The sequence below is a fragment of the Pseudomonas aegrilactucae genome (assembly GCF_019168305.1).
Classification (GTDB): Bacteria; Pseudomonadota; Gammaproteobacteria; order Pseudomonadales; family Pseudomonadaceae; genus Aquipseudomonas; species Aquipseudomonas aegrilactucae.
The window spans coordinates 16,497-37,145 of the sequence record NZ_JAHTBI010000045.1 but is presented as its reverse complement, the minus strand read 5'-3'; the positions used below and the strand labels follow the sequence as shown (position 1 = coordinate 37,145).

The window sequence follows — 20,649 nt, the reverse complement described above, 5'->3', positions numbered from 1 at the left end:
AGGGTCTCCGGGCTTTTCGCTTTGAACGCTAAAGTTTTTTGACGCGCAGGCGATACAGGCGGTATATGAACCTTTTCGTTGTTACGAGGTAGAACATGAATCCTATGTTGGCCCTTCGGCAATACCAGAAAGTCAACGGCGTGGCCCAGACCTCCGAGGCCAGCCCGCACCGTCTGGTACAGATGCTGATGCAGGGTGGCCTGGACCGTATTGCACAGGCCAAGGGCGCAATTGCGCGCAATGACATTGCCCAGAAAGGCATTCTGATCGGCAAGGCCATCGGCATCGTCGGCGGTCTGCGCGAAGGTCTGGACCTGGACAACCAGGCCGAGGCGCTGGCCGACATCGACGCGCTCTACGCCTACATGAGCAAGCGACTGGTCGAAGCCAACGTGAAAAACGATCCCGAGATCCTCAACGAGGTCGCGCGCCTGCTGATCACCGTGAAGGAAGGCTGGGATGCGATCGGCGATCAAGCTGCCGACGCCTAGGAGAACACCATGAGTGCCGTGCTCGAACGTATCGAACAAACCCGTGATGCCCTGCTCGGGGCGCTGGCCAGTCGCGACTGGGAGGCCATCACCGAGCTGGACCTGAGCTGCCGTGTTTGCGTCGAGGACGTACTGGCCGAGGCATCGGCCAACGAGCAGGGTGTGCGTAGCAGTCTGGAAGAATTGCTTGACGTTTATCGCCAACTCATTGATGTTGCAAGTGGTGAACGTCAAACAATAGTCGACGAGATGACACAGATCCGCCAAGCGAAGAACGCCGCAAAGGTATACCATCTGTTCAGCTGACGCTGGACGGTTGGAAAAAGCAATGCGCCATAAATTTGACTGTGTGCGGTTTTTTGACTTAACTAGTGGCTGTATTCTAATTTCAGACGTCCGAACACTGACCGTTCAGTCGGAATGATGTCGAGCATGCCCTTGAAGGGTGTCGAGTTGACTAGGGAAGTTGCTATTGCATGTGGCGTGAAACCAAAATTCTCCTGATCGATGACGATAACGCTCGCCGCCGTGACCTGGCGGTGGTGTTGAATTTTCTTGGCGAAGAAAATCTGCCCTGCTCGAGCCATGATTGGCAGCAGGTGGTGCAGTCGTTGTCATCCAGTCGTGAAGTGCTCTGTGTCCTGATCGGGACTGTGAATGCTCCGGCAAGTCTGTTGAGCTTGCTTAAGACCGTGGCTACCTGGGATGAGTTCCTTCCCGTGTTGCTTTTGGGTGAAATTTCTTCCGTCGAGCTGCCGGACGACTTGCGTCGTCGTGTGCTTTCCAACCTGGAAATGCCGCCCAGCTACAGCAAGTTGCTCGACTCGCTGCACCGTGCCCAGGTGTACCGCGAGATGTACGACCAAGCGCGTGAACGTGGCCGCCAGCGCGAGCCCAACCTGTTCCGCAGCCTGGTCGGCACCAGCCGTGCCATCCAGCATGTGCGTCAGATGATGCAGCAGGTTGCCGATACCGATGCCAGCGTGCTGATCCTGGGTGAATCTGGCACGGGCAAGGAAGTGGTCGCGCGCAACCTGCATTACCATTCCAAGCGCCGCGAGGCGCCGTTCGTGCCGGTCAACTGCGGTGCGATCCCTGCCGAGTTGCTCGAGAGCGAGCTGTTCGGCCACGAGAAGGGCGCCTTTACCGGCGCCATCACCAGCCGGGCCGGGCGCTTCGAACTGGCCAATGGCGGCACGCTGTTCCTCGACGAGATCGGCGACATGCCGCTGCCGATGCAGGTCAAGCTGCTGCGTGTGCTGCAGGAACGCACCTTCGAGCGCGTGGGCAGCAACAAGACCCAGAGCATCGATGTGCGCATCATCGCAGCGACCCACAAGAACCTTGAAAGCATGATCGAGGTGGGTACTTTCCGCGAAGACCTGTATTACCGCCTTAACGTATTCCCCATCGAGATGGCCCCGCTGCGCGAGCGCGTCGAGGATATCCCGCTGCTGATGAACGAGCTTATCTCGCGCATGGAGCACGAGAAACGCGGTTCGATTCGCTTCAATTCGGCGGCAATCATGTCGCTGTGCCGGCATGGCTGGCCGGGCAACGTGCGTGAGCTGGCCAACCTGGTGGAGCGCATGGCGATCATGCACCCCTATGGCGTGATCGGCGTCTCCGAGTTGCCGAAGAAATTCCGCTACGTGGACGACGAAGACGAGCAACTGGTCGACAGCCTGCGCTCTGATCTTGAAGAGCGCGTGGCGATCAACGGCCACACGCCCACCTTCAGCAACCATGCGATGCTGCCCCCGGAAGGTCTGGACCTCAAGGACTACCTGGGCAACCTGGAACAGGGCCTTATCCAGCAGGCGCTGGATGATGCCAACGGTATCGTGGCGCGGGCCGCCGAGCGCCTGCGCATTCGTCGCACCACGCTGGTGGAAAAAATGCGCAAGTACGGCATGAGTCGTCGCGACGGAGACGAACAGGCGGAGGATTGACGCCTGCTCCTGGCAGTGGGTCCTCGGTCGAGGCCCGCTGAGGCTCTATACCCTTGTTTTTTGCAGGGCTGTAACGCCTGCCCTGGCTGGCTTTGCTGCGGGTCTCGCGGCCAGGCCGACCTCCTCTCGACAGTATTCGGCACGTCTATTGCTATATCGCTGGCAACATACCGTTTTATGACGGTGAGCCACGCGAGAGAGCACCATGCCCCACGCCGCCCACATTCCTGCTACCGAGCCTCAGCGCTCCGATGCCGCCGAACTGCAAGGTCGGCAGGGCCTGGAGCAGGCGTTTGCCCTGTTCGACCAGGTATCGACTCAACTCAGTCAGTCCTACAACCTGCTCGAGGCCCGAGTCACCGAGCTCAAAGGCGAATTGGCGGTGGTCAGTGCCCAGCGCATGGCGGAGTTGGCCGAGAAGGAGCGCCTGGCCAACCGCTTGCAGAACCTGCTGACGCTGTTGCCGGGCGGTGTGATCGTGATCGATGGTCAGGGTAAGGTGCGCGAGGCCAATCCGGCAGCTTGCGAGCTGCTCGGCGCACCGCTGGTGGGCGAGCTGTGGCGTCAGGTCATCGCCCGCAGCTTCGCACCGCGCGAAGACGATGGGCATGAAGTGTCGTTGCGTGATGGTCGCCGGCTGTCGATCGCCACGCGCTCGCTGGATGCCGAGCCTGGTCAGTTGGTGCTGTTGACCGACCTCACCGAAACCCGTCACCTGCAAAGCCAACTGGCTCGTCACGAGCGTCTGTCGACCTTGGGGCGCATGGTTGCGTCCCTTGCGCATCAGATCCGCACGCCCTTGTCGGCGGCATTGCTGTACGCCAGTCACTTGGCCGAGCAGAGCTTGCCGCTGGAAACGCAGCAACGCTTTGCCGGCAGCCTCAAGGAGCGTCTGCATGAGCTGGAGCACCAGGTGCGCGACATGCTGGTATTTGCCCGTGGCGAGTTGCCATTGACCGATCGCATCACGCCCAAGGCGCTGTTCCAGGCCCTGCAGCAGGCCGCGCAGGTGCAGGTGCAAGGGCATTCGGTGCGTTGGCAGTGTGACAGCCACCTGGGCGAGTTGCTGTGCAATCGCGACACGCTGGTGGGGGCGCTGCTCAATCTGATCGAAAACGCCCTGCAGGCCTCGCCCGATGCTGCGCGCCTCAAGGTGCACCTGTATCGACGCGAGCAGAACCTGCGCCTGTGCATCAGTGATGCCGGGCCGGGTATCGAGCCTGCGTTGCTGGCCCGCCTGGGTGAGCCGTTCCTGACCACCAAGGCCACTGGTACCGGGCTGGGCCTGGCCGTGGTGATGGCGGTTGCGCGTGCGCATCAAGGCGCCGTGCAACTGTACTCGCGTGTGGGGCGCGGCACGTGCGCGGTGGTGACGCTGCCGCTGATCGGTGCGCAGGCGCAGGCCCGCTCATGAGTGCGATCAAGGTCCTGCTGGTCGAGGATGACCGTGTATTGCGTCAGGCGCTGGCTGACACGCTCGAGCTGGGCGGTTTCGCCTACCAGGCGGTGGGCTCGGCCGAGGAGGCGCTCGACGCCGCTGGGCGCCAGGGTTTCAGCCTGGTGGTCAGTGATGTGAACATGCCAGGCATGGATGGCCACCAGTTGCTGGCGGCGCTGCGCGCGCGCCAGCCGCAGTTGCCCGTGCTGCTGATGACTGCACATGCGGCGGTGGAGCGGGCCGTGGATGCGATGCGCCAGGGGGCGGCGGACTACCTGGTCAAGCCGTTCGAGCCGCGTGCGCTGCTGGACCTGGTGGCGCGCCATGCGCTGGGGGTGGCCAGTGGTGCCGATGCCGACGGCCCGGTGGCGCGCGAGCCTGCCAGTGCGCAGTTGCTCGAACTGGCCGCACGGGTGGCGCGCAGCGATTCCACGGTGCTGATCTCCGGCGAGTCGGGCACCGGCAAGGAGGTGTTGGCACGCTACATTCACCAGCAGTCCCTGCGTGCCAGCCAGCCATTTGTGGCGATCAACTGTGCGGCGATCCCCGACAACATGCTCGAGGCCACGCTGTTCGGGCATGAGAAGGGCTCCTTCACCGGTGCGATTGCCGCGCAGGCCGGCAAGTTCGAGCAGGCCGACGGCGGCACGCTGTTGCTCGACGAGATTTCCGAGATGCCCCTTGGGTTGCAGGCCAAGCTGCTGCGCGTGTTGCAGGAACGGGAGGTGGAGCGTGTGGGCGGGCGCAAGCCGATCGCCCTGGACATCCGCGTGGTCGCCACCACCAACCGCGACCTTGCGGGCGAAGTGGCGGCGGGGCGTTTTCGCGAGGACCTGTTCTATCGGTTGTCGGTATTTCCGTTGGCCTGGCGTCCGTTGCGCGAGCGCAGCGCCGATATTCTGCCGCTGGCCGAGCGCTTGCTGGCGCGCCACGTCAATAAAATGAAGCATGCGCCGGTGCGGCTGTCGGTGCAGGCGCAGGCGTGCCTGACCGAGTACCCCTGGCCTGGCAATGTGCGCGAGCTGGACAATGCCATCCAGCGTGCGTTGATCCTGCAGCAGGGTGGAGTGATCGAGGCGGCGGATTTCTGCCTTGCCGGGGTGCTGCCCCTGCTGGCGTCGAGCCTCGTCGAGCCGGTGGCGCCCGGGGTCGAGGCGGCCGAGCCTGCCGGCCTGGGTGATGACCTGCGCCGTCACGAGTTCCAGATGATCATCGACACCCTGCGCGCCGAGCGTGGCCGGCGCAAGGAAGCTGCCGAGCGCCTGGGCATCAGCCCACGCACCTTGCGCTACAAGTTGGCGCAGATGCGCGATGCGGGGCTGGACGTCGAGGCGAGTCTTTACGCCAGTGGTCTTTGAACGACCGCTGTTGGGTTTTTTGTTGGACAATAGGGTAGAGCTGGCACTCTTGTTGCTAAGTTCTGCGTGTCCGCTGCGTAGTGTCAAAAAAATGCGGGTCGCCGGAGAGAGAGTCCATGAGCCAAGGTGTTGAATTTAATCGATTGATGTTGGACATGCGGGCCATGCAGATGGACGCCATGTCGATGTCGAAGGCTGCCCCTGCGCCAGAGCTTGGCCAGAGTGGTTTTGCCGACATGCTTGGCCAGGCCATCAACAAGGTCAGCGATACCCAGCAGGCGTCGAATCAGTTGGCCAATGCCTTCGAGATCGGCAAGAGCGGCGTCGACCTTACCGACGTGATGATCGCCTCGCAGAAGGCCAGTGTGTCGTTCCAGGCCTTGACCCAGGTGCGTAACAAACTGGTTCAGGCGTATCAAGACATCATGCAGATGCCGGTATAAGGGCGAGATTGAGTCATGGCCGAAGCAGTCGTCGATAACGTGCCCGCCAAAGGTAGCCCGGCCCCCAAGCCGCCGCTGTTCGGCATGTCCTTTCTGGAAAACATTTCACAGATGCCCATGCTGCGTCAGGTCGGCCTGCTGGTCGGGTTGGCGGCGAGCGTGGCGATCGGCTTTGCCGTGGTGCTCTGGTCACAGCAGCCTGATTACCGTCCGCTGTACGCGAGCCTCGCGGGCATGGACACCAAGCAGGTCATGGATACCCTGGCCGCTGCCGATATCCCGTACAACGTCGAGCCCAATTCCGGTGCCTTGCTGGTCAAGTCCGAAGACCTGTCCCGAGCCCGCCTGAAACTCGCCGCCGCCGGTGTGGCGCCGGGTGACGGCAATGTCGGCTTCGAGATTCTCGACAAGGAGCAGGGCCTGGGTACCAGCCAGTTCATGGAGGCGACGCGCTATCGTCGCGGCCTGGAAGGCGAACTGGCACGCACCATCTCCAGCCTCAACAACGTCAAGGGTGCCCGTGTGCACCTGGCGATCCCGAAGAGCTCGGTGTTCGTGCGTGACGAGCGCAAGCCCAGTGCCTCGGTACTGGTCGAACTGTACTCCGGCCGTTCGCTCGAGCCCGGCCAGGTGATGGCGATCGTCAATCTTGTGGCGGCCAGCGTGCCGGAACTGAACAAGGGGCAGGTCACGGTCGTCGACCAGAAGGGCAACCTGCTGTCCGACCAGGGCGAGAACTCCGAGCTGAGCATGGCCGGCAAGCAGTTCGACTACAGCCGCCGCATGGAAGGCATGCTCACCCAGCGTGTGCACAACATCCTGCTGCCGGTGCTGGGCAACGATCGCTACAAGGCTGAAGTGTCGGCCGATGTCGACTTCAGCGCGGTCGAGTCGACCTCCGAGCAGTTCAACCCTGACCAGCCGGCCTTGCGCAGCGAGCAGTCGGTCAACGAACAACGCACCAGCAGCATTGGGCCGCAAGGCGTGCCCGGTGCCTTGAGCAACCAGCCGCCCGGTCCGGCCACTGCGCCACAGCAAACCGGTCAGGCCCAGGCCGCCGCCGGCATGATCCAGCCAGGCCAGCCTCTGCTGGATGCCAACGGCCAGCAGATCATGGACCCGGCCACCGGTCAGCCCATGCTGGCGCCCTACCCGGCCGACAAGCGCGAGCAGTCGACCAAGAACTTCGAGCTGGACCGCTCGATCAGCCACACCCGTCAGCAGCAGGGCCGTTTGAGCCGTCTGTCGGTGGCGGTCGTGGTCGACGATCAGGTCAAGCTGGACGCGGCCACCGGTGAGTCGACCCGTGCCCCGTGGGGCGCAGAAGACCTGGCTCGCTTCACCCGCCTTGTGCAGGACGCAGTGGGCTTCGATGCCAGCCGCGGTGACAGTGTCAGCGTGATCAACGTACCGTTCGCCGCCGACCGCGGCGAGGTGTTCACCGAGATCCCGTTCTACCAGCAGCCGTGGTTCTGGGATATCGTCAAGCAGGTGCTGGGCGTGGTGTTCATCCTGGTACTGGTGTTCGGCGTATTGCGCCCGGTACTCAACAACATCACCGGCAACGGCAAGCAGGGCGCCGGTGCCGATGGCGACATGGAGCTGGGTGGCATGCTCGGTCTGGATGGCGATCTGGCCAACGACCGCGTCAGCCTGGGTGGTCCGCAAAGTATTCTGTTGCCGAGCCCGAGCGAGGGTTATGACGCTCAGCTGAACGCAATCAAGAGCCTGGTGGCCGAAGACCCGGGCCGTGTGGCCCAGGTCGTGAAAGAGTGGATCAACGCCGATGAGTGATAATCGAGCCCTTACCGCCAAACTTACCCGTGTCGACAAGGCAGCCATCCTGCTCTTGTCGCTGGGAGAAACCGACGCGGCACAAGTGCTGCGCCATATGGGCCCCAAGGAAGTGCAGCGGGTCGGCGTGGCCATGGCGCAGGTGGGTAACGTCCATCGCGAACAGGTCGAGCAGGTGATGAGCGAGTTCGTCGAGATCGTCGGCGACCAGACCAGCCTGGGCGTCGGTTCCGACGGCTACATCCGCAAGATGCTGACCGCAGCCCTGGGCGAGGACAAGGCCAACGGTCTGATCGACCGGATCCTGCTGGGGGGCAACACCAGCGGCCTGGACAGCCTGAAATGGATGGAGCCGCGTGCGGTGGCGGATGTGATCCGTTACGAGCACCCGCAGATCCAGGCGATCGTGGTGGCCTACCTGGACCCCGACCAGGCGGGCGAGGTGCTGGGCAACTTCGACCACAAGGTGCGTCTGGACATCATTTTGCGCGTCTCGTCGCTCAACACCGTGCAACCGGCGGCGCTCAAGGAGCTGAACCAGATCCTCGAGAAGCAGTTCTCGGGCAACTCCAATGCGGCGCGTACCACCCTGGGCGGCATCAAGCGCGCGGCCGATATCATGAACTTCCTCGACAGTTCGGTCGAAGGTCAGCTGATGGACGCGATTCGCGACGTCGACGGCGAGCTGTCCGAGCAGATCGAAGACCTCATGTTCGTGTTCAACAACCTGGCCGATGTCGACGACCGCGGTATCCAGGCACTGTTGCGCGAAGTGTCCTCGGATGTGCTGGTGGTGTCGCTCAAGGGCGCCGACGAGAAGGTCAAGGACAAGGTCTTCAAGAACATGTCCAAGCGTGCGTCGGAACTGCTGCGCGACGATCTGGAGGCCAAGGGGCCGGTCCGGGTCAGCGACGTGGAAACGGCGCAGAAGGAAATCCTCACCATCGCCCGTCGCATGGCCGAAGCCGGCGAGATCGTGCTTGGCGGCAAGGGCGCCGAAGAAATGATCTAAAGCCCCATCGCCGGCCCCGGCTTGCTGCAGGAGCCGGCGTTGCCGGCGAAGGCATCAACGCGGTACCCGCCGGTGCGTGCTGTCCGCAGCGCCGGCAACGCCGGCTCCTACCTATTGAGCGCGTGGAATCATGTCGAGCAACGAGCACCTGAGTGAACTGATCCCCGCCCGCGACGTCGAGGGCTTTGATCGCTGGGCGCTGCCCAGCTTCGATCCGGAGCCCGAGCCGGTCCCGGAGCCTGAGCCCGAAATCATCGAAGAGGTCGAAGAGGTTCCGCTGGAGGACGTCCAGCCGCTGACCCTTGAAGAGCTCGAAAGCATCCGCCAGGAAGCCTACAACGAAGGCTTTGCCACCGGTGAGCGCGAAGGTTTCCACAGTACCCAGCTCAAGGTTCGCCAGGAGGCCGAAGAGGCGCTGGGCGCCAAGCTGGCGAGCCTGGAGCAATTGATGGGCAACCTGCTCGATCCGATTGCCGAACAGGACAACCAGATTGAAAAGGCCCTGGTGCACCTGGTCAGCCGCATCACCCGGGAGGTGATCGGGCGTGAACTGAAAACCGATTCCAGCCAGATCACCCACGTGCTGCGCGAAGCCCTCAAGCTGCTGCCGATGGGGGCCGAGAACATCCGTATCCATGTCAACCCGCAGGACTTCCTGCTGGCCAAGGCCCTGCGCGAACGCCATGAGGAAAACTGGCGCCTGCTTGAGGACGAAGCCCTGCAGCCTGGGGGCTGTCGCATTGAAACAGTGCACAGTCGCATTGATGCCACCGTCGAGACCCGCATAGAAAAGGCCATGGCGCAGTTGTTCGACCAGATGCACGACCAGGGCCTGCACCCTGCTGCGCCCGACCTGCACATCGAGTTGGACGGTCCCGATGCGCCTTGATCGGACCAGCTTCGGCAAGCGTCTGGGGGGCTACGCCGATGTGGTGAGCCTGCCGGCACAGCCGGTGGTGGAAGGGCGTCTGCTACGCATGGTCGGCCTTACCCTGGAAGCCGAAGGTTTGCGCGCTGCGGTGGGCAGCCGCTGCCTGGTGATCAATGATGACAGTTACCATCCGGTACAGGTCGAGGCCGAAGTCATGGGCTTTGCCAGTGATCGGGTGTTCCTCATGCCTGTGGGGAGCGTTGCCGGCATTGCGCCCGGCGCACGCGTGGTCCCGCTGCCTGAAAGTGGTCGCCTGCCGATGGGCATGAGCATGCTCGGGCGGGTGCTCGATGGTGCCGGTCGCGCACTGGACGGCAAGGGCGGAATGAGGGCTGAAGACTGGGTGCCCATGGATGGCCCGACCATCAACCCGCTCAATCGTGACCCCATCAGTCAGCCGCTGGATGTCGGTATTCGCAGCATCAACGGCCTGTTGACGGTGGGGCGCGGCCAGCGTCTTGGCCTGTTCGCCGGTACCGGCGTGGGCAAGAGTGTGCTGTTGGGCATGATGACTCGCTTCACCGAGGCCGACATCATCGTGGTGGGCCTGATCGGTGAGCGGGGGCGGGAGGTGAAGGAGTTCATCGAGCACATTCTCGGTGAGGAGGGCATCAAGCGCTCGGTGGTGGTGGCATCGCCTGCCGATGATGCGCCGCTGATGCGTTTGCGCGCCGCCATGTATTGCACGCGCATTGCCGAATACTTCCGTGACAAGGGCAAGAACGTCCTGCTGCTGATGGACTCGCTGACCCGTTTTGCCCAGGCCCAGCGGGAAATCGCACTGGCCATCGGCGAGCCGCCGGCCACCAAGGGTTATCCGCCTTCGGTGTTCGCCAAGTTGCCCAAGCTTGTGGAGCGAGCCGGTAACGGCGAGGCCGGTGGGGGGTCGATCACCGCGTTCTACACCGTGTTGTCCGAAGGTGACGACCAGCAGGACCCGATCGCCGACTCGGCGCGGGGTGTGCTCGATGGTCACATCGTGCTGTCGCGGCGCCTGGCCGAAGAGGGCCATTACCCCGCCATCGACATCGAGGCCTCGATCAGCCGGGTCATGCCGCAGGTGGTCAGCCCCGAGCAGATGACCCAGGCCCAGCAGTTCAAGCAGTTGTGGTCGCGCCTGTCGCAAAGCCGGGACCTGATCAGCGTGGGTGCCTATGTGGCGGGCGGTGATCGCGAAACCGACCTGGCGATCGCCCTGCAACCCAAGCTCGTGCAGTTCCTGCGTCAGGGGCTGAATGAAAATGTCAGCCACGAGCAGAGCCGCGAACAGTTGGCGAGCGTGTTCGCGCCCGCGCCCGCGCCTGCAGGCTGATAGGCCATGGCTCAGCCAAGTCGTGCGGCACGCCTGGTGCCGGTGGTGGAAATGGCCGAAGAGGCAGAGCGCAAGGCCGTGCAGCGCCTGGGGCAGTTTCAGCAGCAGGTGAGCATGGCTGAAACCAAGTTGCGCGAGCTCGACCAGTTTCGCAGCGAGTACCAGAACCAGTGGATGGAGAAGGGCGGGCAGGGCGTGTCCGGCAGCTGGCTCATGGGTTATCAGCGCTTCCTCAGCCAGCTCGATACTGCCGTTGCGCAGCAGCACCAGAGCCTGGTGTGGCACCAGACCAACCTCAATAACGCACGCGCCAACTGGCAGCAGGCCTACGCGCGCGTCGAGGGCTTGCGCAAGCTGGTGCAGCGCTATATCGATGAAGCCCGCGTGCTCGAAGACAAGCGCGAGCAGAAGCTGCTCGACGAGTTGTCCCAGCGTTTGCCGCGCCATGACCGCTTCTAGGGCAAGGCATTGGTCGGTGCGGGTTGCCGGGGTGCCGGCGGGCTGCTACACCTGTTGAGTCTGTCATCGCCATTATCGAAGGAGTCGAGCCTATGGCAGTGAGTCGTGAGGTTTCCCTGGACGGGAAGATGCTGACTATCAATATCACCGGGCGTTTCGATTTCGGCCGGCACCATGATTTTCGCACCTCTTACGAGAGCGGGCTGGTACGGCCGGACGTGGTGGTGGTGGATCTCAAGGGAGCAACCTACCTCGACAGCTCCGCGCTGGGCATGCTGTTGCTGTTGCGTGATCATGTCGGCGGTGACAAGGCTGACGTCAGGGTGATCAACTCCAACGCTGATGTGCGCAAGATTCTCGCCATTTCCAACTTCGACAAGCTGTTCAAGATCACTTGAGTGCGCTCCTGGATGGCCTGCAGCCGTTAAGCATACTGATTGCCGAGGACGGTGCGGCAGACCGCCTGTTGCTGGCCAGTATCGTGCGCAAGCAGGGGCATTCGGTGATCACCGCCGAGAACGGGGCGCAGGCGGTGGCCCTGTTCGCCGAGCGGCGCCCGCACCTGGTGCTGCTGGACGCCTTGATGCCGGTGATGGACGGTTTTCAGGCGGCCCGCCAGATCAAGGCCATGGCGGGAGAAGCCCTCGTACCGATCATCTTCCTGACCTCGCTGAGCGAGGACGAAGCCCTGGTGCGCTGCCTGGAGGCCGGTGGTGACGACTTTCTGGCAAAACCGTACCGGCCGGTGATCCTGGCCGCCAAGATCAAGGCGATGGACCGCTTGCGGCGTCTGCAGGCCATCGTGCTGGAGCAGCGCGACGAAATTGCCCGCCATCACGGTCACCTGCTCAATGAGCAGCGGGTGGCCAAGGCCGTCTTCGACCAGGTGGCGCATTCTGGCTGCCTGGGCGCGCCGAACATTCGCTACCTGCAATCGCCCTATGCCTTGTTCAACGGTGACCTGCTGCTGGCCGCCTTTACCCCGACAGGCGAGATGCACGTGCTGCTTGGCGACTTTACCGGCCACGGGCTGCCGGCGGCGGTCGGCGCCATGCCTCTGGCGGAGGTGTTCTATGGCATGACGGCCAAGGGCTATGGCCTGGCCGAGACCCTGCGCGAGATGAATGCCAAGCTCAAGCGCATCCTGCCGGTCGACATGTTTTGCTGCGCCATGATGCTCAACCTGAGTTTCGAGCGCCGCCTGGTCGAGGTGTGGAACGGCGGCATGCCCGACGGCTACCTGCTGCCCGCGGCGGGCGGCGAGCCGCTGCCGCTGGTCTCCCGGCACTTGCCGCTGGGGGTGTTGGCGCCGGAGCGCTTCGATGAGCACACCGAAGTGCTGCCACTGGCGTTGGGTGACCGTCTGTTCCTGTTGTCCGATGGTGTGGTGGATACCTGCAATGAAGACGAGCAGTTTTTTGGCGTGCAGCGCCTGAAGCAGGTGTTTGCGCGCAATCGGCTGCCTGAGCGCCTGTTCGAGGATGTGCTGCAGGCCCTGGAGGATTTTCGCGGCCAGTCCCGCGACGATGTCAGCATGCTGGACATTCTTGTCGTCGCCCCGCAGGTGCTGGCACCCGCGCCGATGATCTATTCCGACAGTGGGCAATCGAGCCCGCTGGACTGGTCCATGTCGTTCGAGTTTAGGGCGCAGACACTCAAGCGCTTCAACCCCTTGCCCTACTTGTTGCAAGTACTTCAGGAGGTGCACGGCCTGCGCGCGCAAAGCGGTGCGTTGCATACAGTGCTCAATGAGTTGTACGCCAACGCGCTGGAGCATGGGGTGCTGGGCCTGGACTCTGGCCTCAAGCGCGACGCGCAGGGATTTGGCGCCTATTATCAGGAGCGCAGCCAGCGCTTGACGGCATTGCAGCATGGTTACATTCGCTTGCACCTGCACGTGGAACCCCTGCCCCAGGGCGGGCGTCTGGTTATTGAGATCGAAGACAGTGGCCAGGGTTTCGATGTAGGTACGGTGCTGGCACGGCCGTTGCCGGAGCAGTGTCTGTGCGGGCGTGGCCTGAGCCTGATCCGCCGCTTGAGCCGGCACGCCGAATGGGCCGACGAGGGGCGCCGTGCCCGCGTGGAGTTTGCCTGGGAGGCTCTGGCATAATTGAACTTGATCAAGGAGTGAACAAGTGTCCGATCAACCGATTGATGGCGAGGTGTTGCGCGACCTGCAGGACGTCATGGGTGACCTGTACGTCAAGCTGCTCGACACCTTCCTTGAAGATTGCGAAGTGCGCATTGCGCAACTGCAGCAGGCCAAGGATGCCGATGGGCTGGGCTACGCAGCCCACAGCTTCAAGGGCAGTTGCAGCAACATGGGGGCGATGGGGCTGGCCGAACTGTGCCGCCAGCTTGAAGAGCGGATCAAGGTCCAGCCGTTGTGTGGCATTGAAGACCTGATCAACCAGATCGGTCAGGAGTACCACCTCATACGCCCGGCCTACGAGGCCGAGCGCACGCGTGCGGTGCTCGAAAGCGCCGGTCATCCTGTCTAGTGCAAAACCTGGCGCGACTTTTGCTATCTCTTCGCTATTCGAGTTCGTGCTTCTGTAGCGGAGACCCTTCCCATGCCTGTCGCTTCAAACCCACTGCTGCAACCTGCTGGCGTGGCCAAGCCCTCGCGGGCTGCCGCCAGTACGCCGGACAAAGTGCCGCAGGCCGCCAACGACAAGGCTTCGGGCTTTTCCAGGGTGTATGCCGAGCAATCCCGTGACAAGCCCCAGGCCAAGGCAGACGTGCCGGGTGGCGACAAGGCGGGCGAGGCGGCAACTGCCGGCAAACCGGCGACCCAGGATGAGCGCAAGGTTGCCGACAGCGGCAATGATTTGCCTGACGACAACGCGAATGCCGAACCGGCCGAGGCGCTCACCGCTGACCCGCAACTGCTCGACTCCAGCCTTGTGGCGGGTCAGGTTACTGACGCGCAAGGCGGTGCGCAGCTGATCCAGGCGCAGGCCGAGGCCGTGGCACCGGTGGTGCAGGCTGCCGCGGCGCAGTTGCAGGCGCAGGTGCAGGCGCCTGCCGTGGTGGCGCAGCCCGAGCCGCAGGAGCCGGCGTTCGACCCCGAGGGCGACGTGCTGCAAGACCTGCCGGTGTTGCGCCTTGCGCTTGAGCAGAACGCTCAGGCGCAGGGGACGACTTCGGCACACGCCAGCAAGGCAGCCCCGGCGCAACCCGAGGCGGCGCAGGCACAGCCGGCCGTCAATACCCTGGCGGCCATGCTCGATCCGCGCCAGGCTGACCCGGGCGAGGGTGAGCCTGGCGAAAAAGCCTTCAGTGGCCTGATCGAAGACGGCCTCAAGGATCTCAAGGGCGCTTCCAGCGATACCCGCGTCGATGACTTCGCCGATCGCCTCAGTGCGCTGACCCAGGCTGCAACCGCCAAGACCGCCAATGCAGTGCCGGTGGCCACGCCCTTGAACCAGCCGTTGGCGATGCAGCAGAACGGCTGGACCGAAGGCCTGGTCAACCGGGTGATGTACCTGTCCAGCCAGAACCTCAAGTCGCCGAGATCAAGCTTGAGCCGGCCGAGTTGGGGCGCCTCGATATCCGTGTGCACATGGCCCCGGAGCAGCAGGCCCAGATCACCTTCACCAGCGCTAACGTGGTGGTGCGTGAGGCCCTGGAGAACCAGGCCAGCCGGCTCAAGGAAATGTTCGCTCAGCAAGGCCTGGGGCAGCCTGACGTGAACGTCGCGGACCAGTCCCGTGGCCAGCAGCAGGGTTCGCAGGAGCAGGCTTCGGGCCTCAGTGGTGTGGCGGCGCGGCGTAATGCGGCCGATGGCATCGAGGCTGACCCCGAAGCTGGCGTCGCCCCGGTCGAGCAGCAGGTGGTGGTGGGCTCCAGCGCGGTCGATTTCTACGCCTGATCATCCCCGTGAGGTTGTGCCCTTCGCCGGCCATGCCGGCGAAGGTCTGCGCTTTCTGCAAATCTGGCATAACACTTGCTCCACCCCTCGCCATGTGGAACAAACCTCTTGTGAGTGACGGATTATTGGCATGGCGACGAGCGAAGCAGTGAACGACCCCGCGGTAAAAGGCAAACTCAAGCTGATCCTGCTGCTGGTGGTGGCATTGCTGCTGGCCATCGGCCTGTCGGTGGGCGCTACCTGGTTCTTCCTGCACAAGGCCGACAGCAAGCCGGAGGTCGACCCGGCAACCGTCAGCAACGTGAAGCCGGTGGCGATCTACGAGCCGCTGGCACCTGCTTTCGTGGTCAACTTCAACCAGAATGGCCGTCAGCGCTACATGCAGGTGAGCATCACCATGCAGGGCCGTGACCAGGCCGCGCTGGATGCACTCAAGGTGCACATGCCGGTGATCCGCAACAACCTGGTGATGCTGTTTTCCGGGCAGCCGTTCGAGGCACTGTCGACTCCGGTAGGCCAGGAAATGCTGCGCCAGAAGGCCACCGCCAGTGTCCAGGAAGTAGCCCAGAAGGAAGTCGGCAAGCTGGTCATTGACCAGTTGCTGTTCACCAATTTCGTATTGCAGTAGGAGCCCAAGATGGCCATGCAGGACCTGCTGTCCCAGGATGAAATCGATGCCCTGCTGCATGGCGTCGACGATGGTCTGGTGCAAACCGATAGCGGCGCCGAACCCGGCAGCATCAAAAGCTATGACCTGACCAGTCAGGACCGGATCGTGCGCGGGCGCATGCCGACCCTGGAAATGATCAACGAGCGTTTCGCCCGTTATACCCGGGTGAGCATGTTCAACCTGCTGCGGCGCTCGGCGGACGTGGCCGTGGGCGGCGTGCAGGTGATGAAGTTCGGCGAGTACGTGCATTCGCTGTACGTGCCCACCAGCCTCAACCTGGTGAAGATCAAGCCGTTGCGCGGCACCTCGCTGTTCATCCTCGACGCCAAGCTGGTGTTCAAGCTGGTGGACAATTTCTTTGGCGGTGACGGTCGTCACGCCAAGATCGAGGGTCGCGAGTTCACGCCGACCGAGTTGCGCGTGGTGCGCATGGTGTTGGACCAGTGCTTCGTCGACCTCAAGGAAGCCTGGCAGGCGATCATGCCGGTCAACTTCGAGTACATCAACTCCGAGGTCAACCCGGCCATGGCCAACATCGTCGGGCCGAGCGAGGCGGTGGTGGTGTCGACGTTCCATATCGAACTCGATGGCGGTGGCGGCGACCTGCACGTGACCATGCCGTATTCGATGATCGAGCCGGTACGCGAGATGCTCGATGCCGGCTTCCAGTCCGACCTCGACGACCAGGACGAGCGCTGGATCAAGGCGCTGCGCGAAGACGTGCTGGATGTCAGCGTGCCGATCAGTGCCACCGTGGCGCGTCGTGAGCTGCGCCTGCGCGACATCCTGCACATGCAGCCGGGCGACGTGATTCCGGTCGAGCTGCCTGATGAGCTGGTGCTGCGCGCCAACGGCGTGCCGTCATTCAAAGCCAAGTTGGGCTCGCACAAGGGCACGCTGGCATTGCAAGTAACCGAGCCGATCGGCCGCCGCTGATCGGTGCCCTGGCTTTAACTCCGAATTGATTGCCCCGTCGAGGACAAGATGGCTGACGAAAACGATATCACTTCCCTGGAAGAACAGGCCCTGGCCGACGAGTGGGCTGCTGCCCTGACCGAAACCGGCGACGCCGGCCAGTCCGACATCGATGCACTGATGGCGGGCGACGGTGGGGCGGGCGGCGCCAATCGGCTGCCGATGGAAGAGTTCGGCAGTTCGCCGCGCAGCAATGAGCAGGTGACCCTGGACGGCCCGAACCTGGACGTGATCCTGGACATTCCGGTGAGCATCTCCATGGAAGTGGGCAGCACCGAGATCAACATCCGCAACCTGCTGCAGTTGAACCAGGGTTCGGTGATCGAGCTTGATCGCCTGGCCGGCGAACCGCTGGACGTGCTGGTCAACGGCACCCTGATTGCGCATGGCGAAGTGGTCGTGGTCAACGAGAAGTTCGGCATCCGCCTGACCGACGTGATCAGCCCGAGCGAACGCATCAAGAAGCTGCGCTGAGTGAAGCGTCTTCTGCGCATAGGGCTGGCCGCGGTCAGCCTGTTGTGGCTTGATCTGGCGCGGGCGGCACAACCTGCCGTGCCTGCCACTGCCGGCGGCCCAAGCGCCAGTGGTCAACTGACCCAACTGGTACTCGGCCTGCTGCTGGTGCTGGGCTTGATCTTTTTCCTGGCCTGGCTGCTGCGCCGCGTTCAGAACGCCGCGCCGCGCGGCCAGCAGGTCATCGAGATCATCGGCAGCCGGGTGGTCGGGCCGCGTGATCGGCTGCTGCTGGTGCAGGTCGGCAACGAACAGATACTGATCGGGCATACGCCGGGTACGCTGAGCGCATTGCACGTGCTGGCCGAGCCGGTACAGGTGCCGGTGGCTGCGCGTCAGCCCACGCCCGAATTCGCCCAGCGCCTGATGGAGCTGTTGGGCAAGGATCATAAGGACAAGTCGTGATGGGCGCATTGCGCATGATGTTGACGCTGCTGCTGATGTTCGCAGCGCCACTGGCCCTGGCTGCCGATCCGCTGTCGATCCCGGCCATTACCCTGTCCAGCGGGGCGGACGGGCAGCAGGAGTATTCGGTCAGCCTGCAGATCCTGCTGATCATGACCGCGCTGAGCTTCATTCCGGCGTTCGTCATCCTGATGACCAGCTTCACGCGGATCATCATCGTGTTCTCGATTCTGCGTCAGGCCCTGGGCCTGCAGCAGACGCCGTCGAACCAGATTCTCACCGGCATGGCGCTGTTCCTGACCATGTTCATCATGGCGCCGGTGTTCGATCGGGTGAACAAGGATGCGCTGCAGCCTTATCTGGCCGAAACCTTGACGGCGCAGCAGGCGATCGCCAAGGCCGAAGTGCCGATCAAGGACTTCATGCTGGCGCAGACCCGCGAAAGCGACCTGGACCTGTTCATGCGTCTGTCAAAGCGCACCGACATCGCCACCCCGGACGATGCGCCGCTGACCATCGTGGTGCCGGCGTTTGTCACCTCCGAGCTCAAGACCGCGTTTCAGATCGGCTTCATGATCTTCATCCCGTTCCTGATCATCGACCTGGTGGTGGCCAGCGTGCTGATGGCCATGGGTATGATGATGCTGTCGCCGTTGATCATCTCCTTGCCGTTCAAGATCATGCTGTTCGTGCTGGTGGATGGCTGGGCCTTGATCATGGGTACCTTGGCCGGCAGTTTCGGTGGCGTCTAGCGCGCCGAGGAGAACAACATGACCCCAGAAGTTGCTGTCGACCTGTTCCGTGATGCGCTGTGGCTGACCACCCTGATCGTGGCCGTGCTGGTGGTGCCCAGCCTGCTGGTGGGTCTGATGGTGGCGATGTTCCAGGCCGCTACCCAGATCAACGAACAGACCCTGAGTTTCCTGCCGCGGCTGCTGGTGATGCTGATCACGCTGATCGTTGCCGGGCCGTGGCTGGTGCAGAAGTTCATGGAATACATCCTGTCGTTGTACGGCAGCATTCCGCAGTTGATCGGCTGAGCCTGCGATGCTCGAGCTGACCGATGCGCAGATCGCTACCTGGGTGGCGAGTTTCATCCTGCCGCTGTTTCGCATTGCCGCGGTCTTGATGACCATGCCCATCTTCGGGACCAAGATGGTGCCGACGCGGATCCGCCTGTACTTTGCCGTGGCCATCACCGTGGTGGTGGTGCCAGGCCTGCCGCCGATACCCGAAGTCAATCCGCTGTCGCTCAGCGGCCTGCTGCTGATCGCCGAGCAGATCATCATCGGCGCCCTCTTCGGTTTGTCTCTGCAGATGTTGTTCCAGGCCTTCGTGATCGCCGGGCAGGTGGTGGCGATCCAGATGGGTATGGCCTTCGCGTCCATGGTCGACCCGGTCAACGGGGTCAACGTGGCGGTGCTCAGCCAGTTCCTGAGCATGCTCGCGACGCTGCTGTTCCTGTCGATGAATGGGCACTTGGTGGTGTTCGAGGTGGTCACCGAGAGCTTTACCACCTTGCCGGTGGGCGGCGGGCTGCTGGTCAATCATTTCTGGGACCTGGTCGGGCGCCTGAGCTGGGTGCTGGGGGCGGCACTGTTGCTGGTATTGCCGGCGATCACCGCGCTACTGGTAGTGAACATCGCGTTCGGCGTGATGACTCGGGCGGCGCCGCAGTTGAACATCTTCTCCATCGGTTTCCCGCTGACCCTGGTGCTGGGGCTCGGGATTTTCTGGGTCGGCCTGGCCGACATCCTTCCCCATTACCAGGCGCTGGCCTCCGAGGCCCTGCAGTGGCTGCGTGAGCTGGCGCGGGCGAGCTGAGCATGGCAGAGAGCGAGAGCGGTCAGGACAAGACAGAAGACCCCACGGACAAAAAGAAAAAGGACGCCCGCGAAAAAGGCGAGATTGCCCGTTCCAAGGAGCTCAACACGGTCGTCGTGACCCTGGCCGGGGCGGGCGGCCTGCTGGTGTTCGGTGGTGGGTTGGCCGAGGTGCTGATGGACCTCATGCGCATCAACTTCACCCTGTCGCGCGAGGTGCTGGTCGACGAGCGCTCGATGGGTGCCTTCCTGCTGGCGTCGGGCAAGATGGCGCTGATGGCGTTGCAGCCGGTGTTGCTGGTGGCGCTGATCGTGGCCTTCATCGGGCCGATCTCGCTGGGCGGCTGGCTGTTTGCCGGTGGCACCCTGGCGCCCAAGTTCAGTCGCATGAACCCGTTGTCCGGGATCAAGCGCATGTTTTCCATGCATGCGCTGACCGAGCTGCTCAAGGCCCTGGCGAAGTTCTTCGTGATCCTGATCGTGGCGCTGGTGGTGTTGTCGTCCGACCGCGATGACCTGCTGGCGATTGCCAACGAGCCGTTGGAGCAGGCGATCATCCACAGTGTCCAGGTGGTGGGCTGGAGTGCGCTGTGGATGGCGGCCGGGTTGCTGCTGATCGCCCTGGTGGACGTACCGCTGCAGTTGTACCAGTCGCACAAGAAGCTGTTGATGACCAAGCAGGAAGTGCGCGACGAGTACAAGAACAGCGAGGGCAAGCCGGAGGTCAAGCAGCGCATTCGCCAGTTGCAGCGCGAGATGTCGCAGCGGCGCATGATGGCGGCGATTCCGGATGCCGACGTGATCATCACCAACCCGACCCACTATGCCGTGGCGCTCAAGTACGACCCCGAGAAGGGCAATGCGCCGATGCTGCTGGCCAAGGGCACGGACTTCCTGGCCTTGAAGATTCGTGAAATCGCCAACGCGCACAACATCCAGGTGCTGGAGTCGCCGGAACTGGCGCGTTCGATCTTCTACTCCACCGAGCTCGAGGAAGAGATTCCGGCCGGCCTGTACCTGGCAGTCGCCCAGGTGCTGGCGTACGTGTACCAGATCCGCCAGCATCGGGCGGGCAAGGGCAAACCGCCAGAGCCGCTCAAGGACCTGCCGATCCCGCCGGACCTGCGGCGCGATTCCTGATCGCCTGGCCGCCTGCGCCGGTGCCCCCCCCTCTGCAGGAGCCGGCCTTGCCGGCGAAC

General features: G+C 63.2%; 22 protein-coding genes and 1 pseudogene. All 23 read left to right on the top strand.

Annotated elements, in window-relative coordinates; translation table 11 throughout:
• The first annotated feature begins 95 nt into the window (after positions 1–95).
• The 23 genes and pseudogenes from fliS (at position 96) to flhB (ending at position 20,590) form a co-directional block, all read left to right on the top strand.
• Positions 96–491, top strand: a complete 396-nt coding sequence (gene fliS / locus KUO17_RS13070; RefSeq protein ID WP_217975973.1) for a flagellar export chaperone FliS — start codon at positions 96–98, stop codon at positions 489–491.
• Between the two features lie 9 nt (positions 492–500).
• Positions 501–797: a flagellar protein FliT gene (gene fliT / locus KUO17_RS13065; RefSeq protein ID WP_217975972.1), complete on the top strand. Its 297-nt coding sequence runs from the start codon at positions 501–503 to the stop codon at positions 795–797.
• 170 nt (positions 798–967) lie between these two features.
• On the top strand, positions 968–2,443 hold the full coding sequence (gene fleQ / locus KUO17_RS13060) for a transcriptional regulator FleQ (protein WP_217975971.1): 1,476 nt from the start codon (positions 968–970) through the stop codon (positions 2,441–2,443).
• Between the two features lie 205 nt (positions 2,444–2,648).
• Positions 2,649–3,857 (top strand): sensor histidine kinase, encoded by a 1,209-nt coding sequence (locus tag KUO17_RS13055; RefSeq protein WP_217975970.1) that lies wholly within the window; start codon positions 2,649–2,651, stop codon positions 3,855–3,857.
• The gene (locus tag KUO17_RS13050) at positions 3,854–5,239 is read left to right on the top strand and encodes a sigma-54-dependent transcriptional regulator (RefSeq protein WP_217975969.1); all 1,386 of its coding nucleotides are present in this window, start codon (positions 3,854–3,856) and stop codon (positions 5,237–5,239) included. The genes KUO17_RS13055 and KUO17_RS13050 overlap by 4 nt, the downstream gene beginning before the upstream one ends.
• 116 nt (positions 5,240–5,355) lie before the next feature.
• Positions 5,356–5,682 carry a flagellar hook-basal body complex protein FliE gene (gene fliE / locus KUO17_RS13045; RefSeq protein WP_217975968.1) on the top strand — a complete coding sequence of 109 codons (327 nt, stop codon included), beginning with the start codon at positions 5,356–5,358 and terminating at the stop codon, positions 5,680–5,682.
• 15 nt (positions 5,683–5,697) lie between these two features.
• The gene (gene fliF, locus KUO17_RS13040; RefSeq protein ID WP_217975967.1) at positions 5,698–7,476 is read left to right on the top strand and encodes a flagellar basal-body MS-ring/collar protein FliF; all 1,779 of its coding nucleotides are present in this window, start codon (positions 5,698–5,700) and stop codon (positions 7,474–7,476) included.
• Positions 7,469–8,488, top strand: a complete 1,020-nt coding sequence (gene fliG / locus KUO17_RS13035; RefSeq protein WP_217975966.1) for a flagellar motor switch protein FliG — start codon at positions 7,469–7,471, stop codon at positions 8,486–8,488. Before fliF ends, fliG begins: the two co-directional genes overlap by 8 nt.
• A gap of 130 nt (positions 8,489–8,618) precedes the next feature.
• Positions 8,619–9,377 (top strand): flagellar assembly protein FliH, encoded by a 759-nt coding sequence (fliH, locus tag KUO17_RS13030; RefSeq protein WP_217975965.1) that lies wholly within the window; start codon positions 8,619–8,621, stop codon positions 9,375–9,377.
• Positions 9,367–10,731, top strand: a complete 1,365-nt coding sequence (fliI, locus tag KUO17_RS13025) for a flagellar protein export ATPase FliI (protein WP_217975964.1) — start codon at positions 9,367–9,369, stop codon at positions 10,729–10,731. Before fliH ends, fliI begins: the two co-directional genes overlap by 11 nt.
• A 6-nt stretch (positions 10,732–10,737) precedes the next feature.
• On the top strand, positions 10,738–11,190 hold the full coding sequence (fliJ, locus tag KUO17_RS13020) for a flagellar export protein FliJ (RefSeq protein ID WP_217975963.1): 453 nt from the start codon (positions 10,738–10,740) through the stop codon (positions 11,188–11,190).
• 92 nt (positions 11,191–11,282) lie between these two features.
• Complete coding sequence (locus tag KUO17_RS13015; RefSeq protein ID WP_217975962.1) at positions 11,283–11,588, top strand: STAS domain-containing protein; 306 nt, start codon at positions 11,283–11,285, stop codon at positions 11,586–11,588.
• An 8-nt stretch (positions 11,589–11,596) separates the two neighbouring features.
• Positions 11,597–13,300 carry an ATP-binding SpoIIE family protein phosphatase gene (locus KUO17_RS13010; RefSeq protein ID WP_217976008.1) on the top strand — a complete coding sequence of 568 codons (1,704 nt, stop codon included), beginning with the start codon at positions 11,597–11,599 and terminating at the stop codon, positions 13,298–13,300.
• Positions 13,301–13,325: 25 nt separating this feature from the next.
• The gene (locus tag KUO17_RS13005; protein WP_217975961.1) at positions 13,326–13,691 is read left to right on the top strand and encodes an Hpt domain-containing protein; all 366 of its coding nucleotides are present in this window, start codon (positions 13,326–13,328) and stop codon (positions 13,689–13,691) included.
• Positions 13,692–13,763: 72 nt separating this feature from the next.
• Positions 13,764–15,064 (top strand): annotated as a pseudogene (locus tag KUO17_RS13000) (flagellar hook-length control protein FliK).
• Positions 15,065–15,194: 130 nt separating this feature from the next.
• Positions 15,195–15,692, top strand: coding sequence for a flagellar basal body-associated protein FliL (fliL, locus tag KUO17_RS12995; RefSeq protein ID WP_217975960.1), 498 nt, complete (start codon positions 15,195–15,197; stop codon positions 15,690–15,692).
• A 9-nt stretch (positions 15,693–15,701) separates the two neighbouring features.
• On the top strand, positions 15,702–16,670 hold the full coding sequence (gene fliM, locus KUO17_RS12990) for a flagellar motor switch protein FliM (protein WP_217975959.1): 969 nt from the start codon (positions 15,702–15,704) through the stop codon (positions 16,668–16,670).
• Between the two features lie 48 nt (positions 16,671–16,718).
• The gene (gene fliN, locus KUO17_RS12985) at positions 16,719–17,183 is read left to right on the top strand and encodes a flagellar motor switch protein FliN (RefSeq protein WP_217975958.1); all 465 of its coding nucleotides are present in this window, start codon (positions 16,719–16,721) and stop codon (positions 17,181–17,183) included.
• The gene (fliO, locus tag KUO17_RS12980; RefSeq protein ID WP_217975957.1) at positions 17,184–17,627 is read left to right on the top strand and encodes a flagellar biosynthetic protein FliO; all 444 of its coding nucleotides are present in this window, start codon (positions 17,184–17,186) and stop codon (positions 17,625–17,627) included.
• Complete coding sequence (fliP, locus tag KUO17_RS12975; protein WP_217975956.1) at positions 17,627–18,379, top strand: flagellar type III secretion system pore protein FliP; 753 nt, start codon at positions 17,627–17,629, stop codon at positions 18,377–18,379. The genes fliO and fliP overlap by 1 nt, the downstream gene beginning before the upstream one ends.
• An 18-nt stretch (positions 18,380–18,397) precedes the next feature.
• Positions 18,398–18,667, top strand: coding sequence for a flagellar biosynthesis protein FliQ (gene fliQ / locus KUO17_RS12970; protein WP_163944478.1), 270 nt, complete (start codon positions 18,398–18,400; stop codon positions 18,665–18,667).
• A gap of 7 nt (positions 18,668–18,674) precedes the next feature.
• The gene (gene fliR / locus KUO17_RS12965; RefSeq protein ID WP_217975955.1) at positions 18,675–19,451 is read left to right on the top strand and encodes a flagellar biosynthetic protein FliR; all 777 of its coding nucleotides are present in this window, start codon (positions 18,675–18,677) and stop codon (positions 19,449–19,451) included.
• A gap of 2 nt (positions 19,452–19,453) precedes the next feature.
• On the top strand, positions 19,454–20,590 hold the full coding sequence (gene flhB / locus KUO17_RS12960; protein ID WP_217975954.1) for a flagellar biosynthesis protein FlhB: 1,137 nt from the start codon (positions 19,454–19,456) through the stop codon (positions 20,588–20,590).
• Positions 20,591–20,649: the final 59 nt, after the last annotated feature.

Excerpts from the sequence above, each read along its gene's own strand:
- fliQ (WP_163944478.1), top strand. The coding sequence starts at position 18,398 with ATGACCCCAGAAGTTGCTGTCGACCTGTTCCGTGATGCGCTGTGGCTG.
- fliJ (WP_217975963.1), top strand. The coding sequence starts at position 10,738 with ATGGCTCAGCCAAGTCGTGCGGCACGCCTGGTGCCGGTGGTGGAAATG.
- KUO17_RS13055 (WP_217975970.1), top strand. The coding sequence starts at position 2,649 with ATGCCCCACGCCGCCCACATTCCTGCTACCGAGCCTCAGCGCTCCGAT.
- fliH (WP_217975965.1), top strand. The coding sequence starts at position 8,619 with ATGTCGAGCAACGAGCACCTGAGTGAACTGATCCCCGCCCGCGACGTC.
- KUO17_RS13015 (WP_217975962.1), top strand. The coding sequence starts at position 11,283 with ATGGCAGTGAGTCGTGAGGTTTCCCTGGACGGGAAGATGCTGACTATC.
- flhB (WP_217975954.1), top strand. The coding sequence starts at position 19,454 with ATGGCAGAGAGCGAGAGCGGTCAGGACAAGACAGAAGACCCCACGGAC.
- fleQ (WP_217975971.1), top strand. The coding sequence starts at position 968 with ATGTGGCGTGAAACCAAAATTCTCCTGATCGATGACGATAACGCTCGC.
- fliL (WP_217975960.1), top strand. The coding sequence starts at position 15,195 with ATGGCGACGAGCGAAGCAGTGAACGACCCCGCGGTAAAAGGCAAACTC.
- fliS (WP_217975973.1), top strand. The coding sequence starts at position 96 with ATGAATCCTATGTTGGCCCTTCGGCAATACCAGAAAGTCAACGGCGTG.
- fliI (WP_217975964.1), top strand. The coding sequence starts at position 9,367 with ATGCGCCTTGATCGGACCAGCTTCGGCAAGCGTCTGGGGGGCTACGCC.
- fliG (WP_217975966.1), top strand. The coding sequence starts at position 7,469 with ATGAGTGATAATCGAGCCCTTACCGCCAAACTTACCCGTGTCGACAAG.
- KUO17_RS13050 (WP_217975969.1), top strand. The coding sequence starts at position 3,854 with ATGAGTGCGATCAAGGTCCTGCTGGTCGAGGATGACCGTGTATTGCGT.
- fliN (WP_217975958.1), top strand. The coding sequence starts at position 16,719 with ATGGCTGACGAAAACGATATCACTTCCCTGGAAGAACAGGCCCTGGCC.
- fliM (WP_217975959.1), top strand. The coding sequence starts at position 15,702 with ATGGCCATGCAGGACCTGCTGTCCCAGGATGAAATCGATGCCCTGCTG.
- fliE (WP_217975968.1), top strand. The coding sequence starts at position 5,356 with ATGAGCCAAGGTGTTGAATTTAATCGATTGATGTTGGACATGCGGGCC.
- fliR (WP_217975955.1), top strand. The coding sequence starts at position 18,675 with ATGCTCGAGCTGACCGATGCGCAGATCGCTACCTGGGTGGCGAGTTTC.
- fliF (WP_217975967.1), top strand. The coding sequence starts at position 5,698 with ATGGCCGAAGCAGTCGTCGATAACGTGCCCGCCAAAGGTAGCCCGGCC.
- fliP (WP_217975956.1), top strand. The coding sequence starts at position 17,627 with ATGGGCGCATTGCGCATGATGTTGACGCTGCTGCTGATGTTCGCAGCG.
- fliT (WP_217975972.1), top strand. The coding sequence starts at position 501 with ATGAGTGCCGTGCTCGAACGTATCGAACAAACCCGTGATGCCCTGCTC.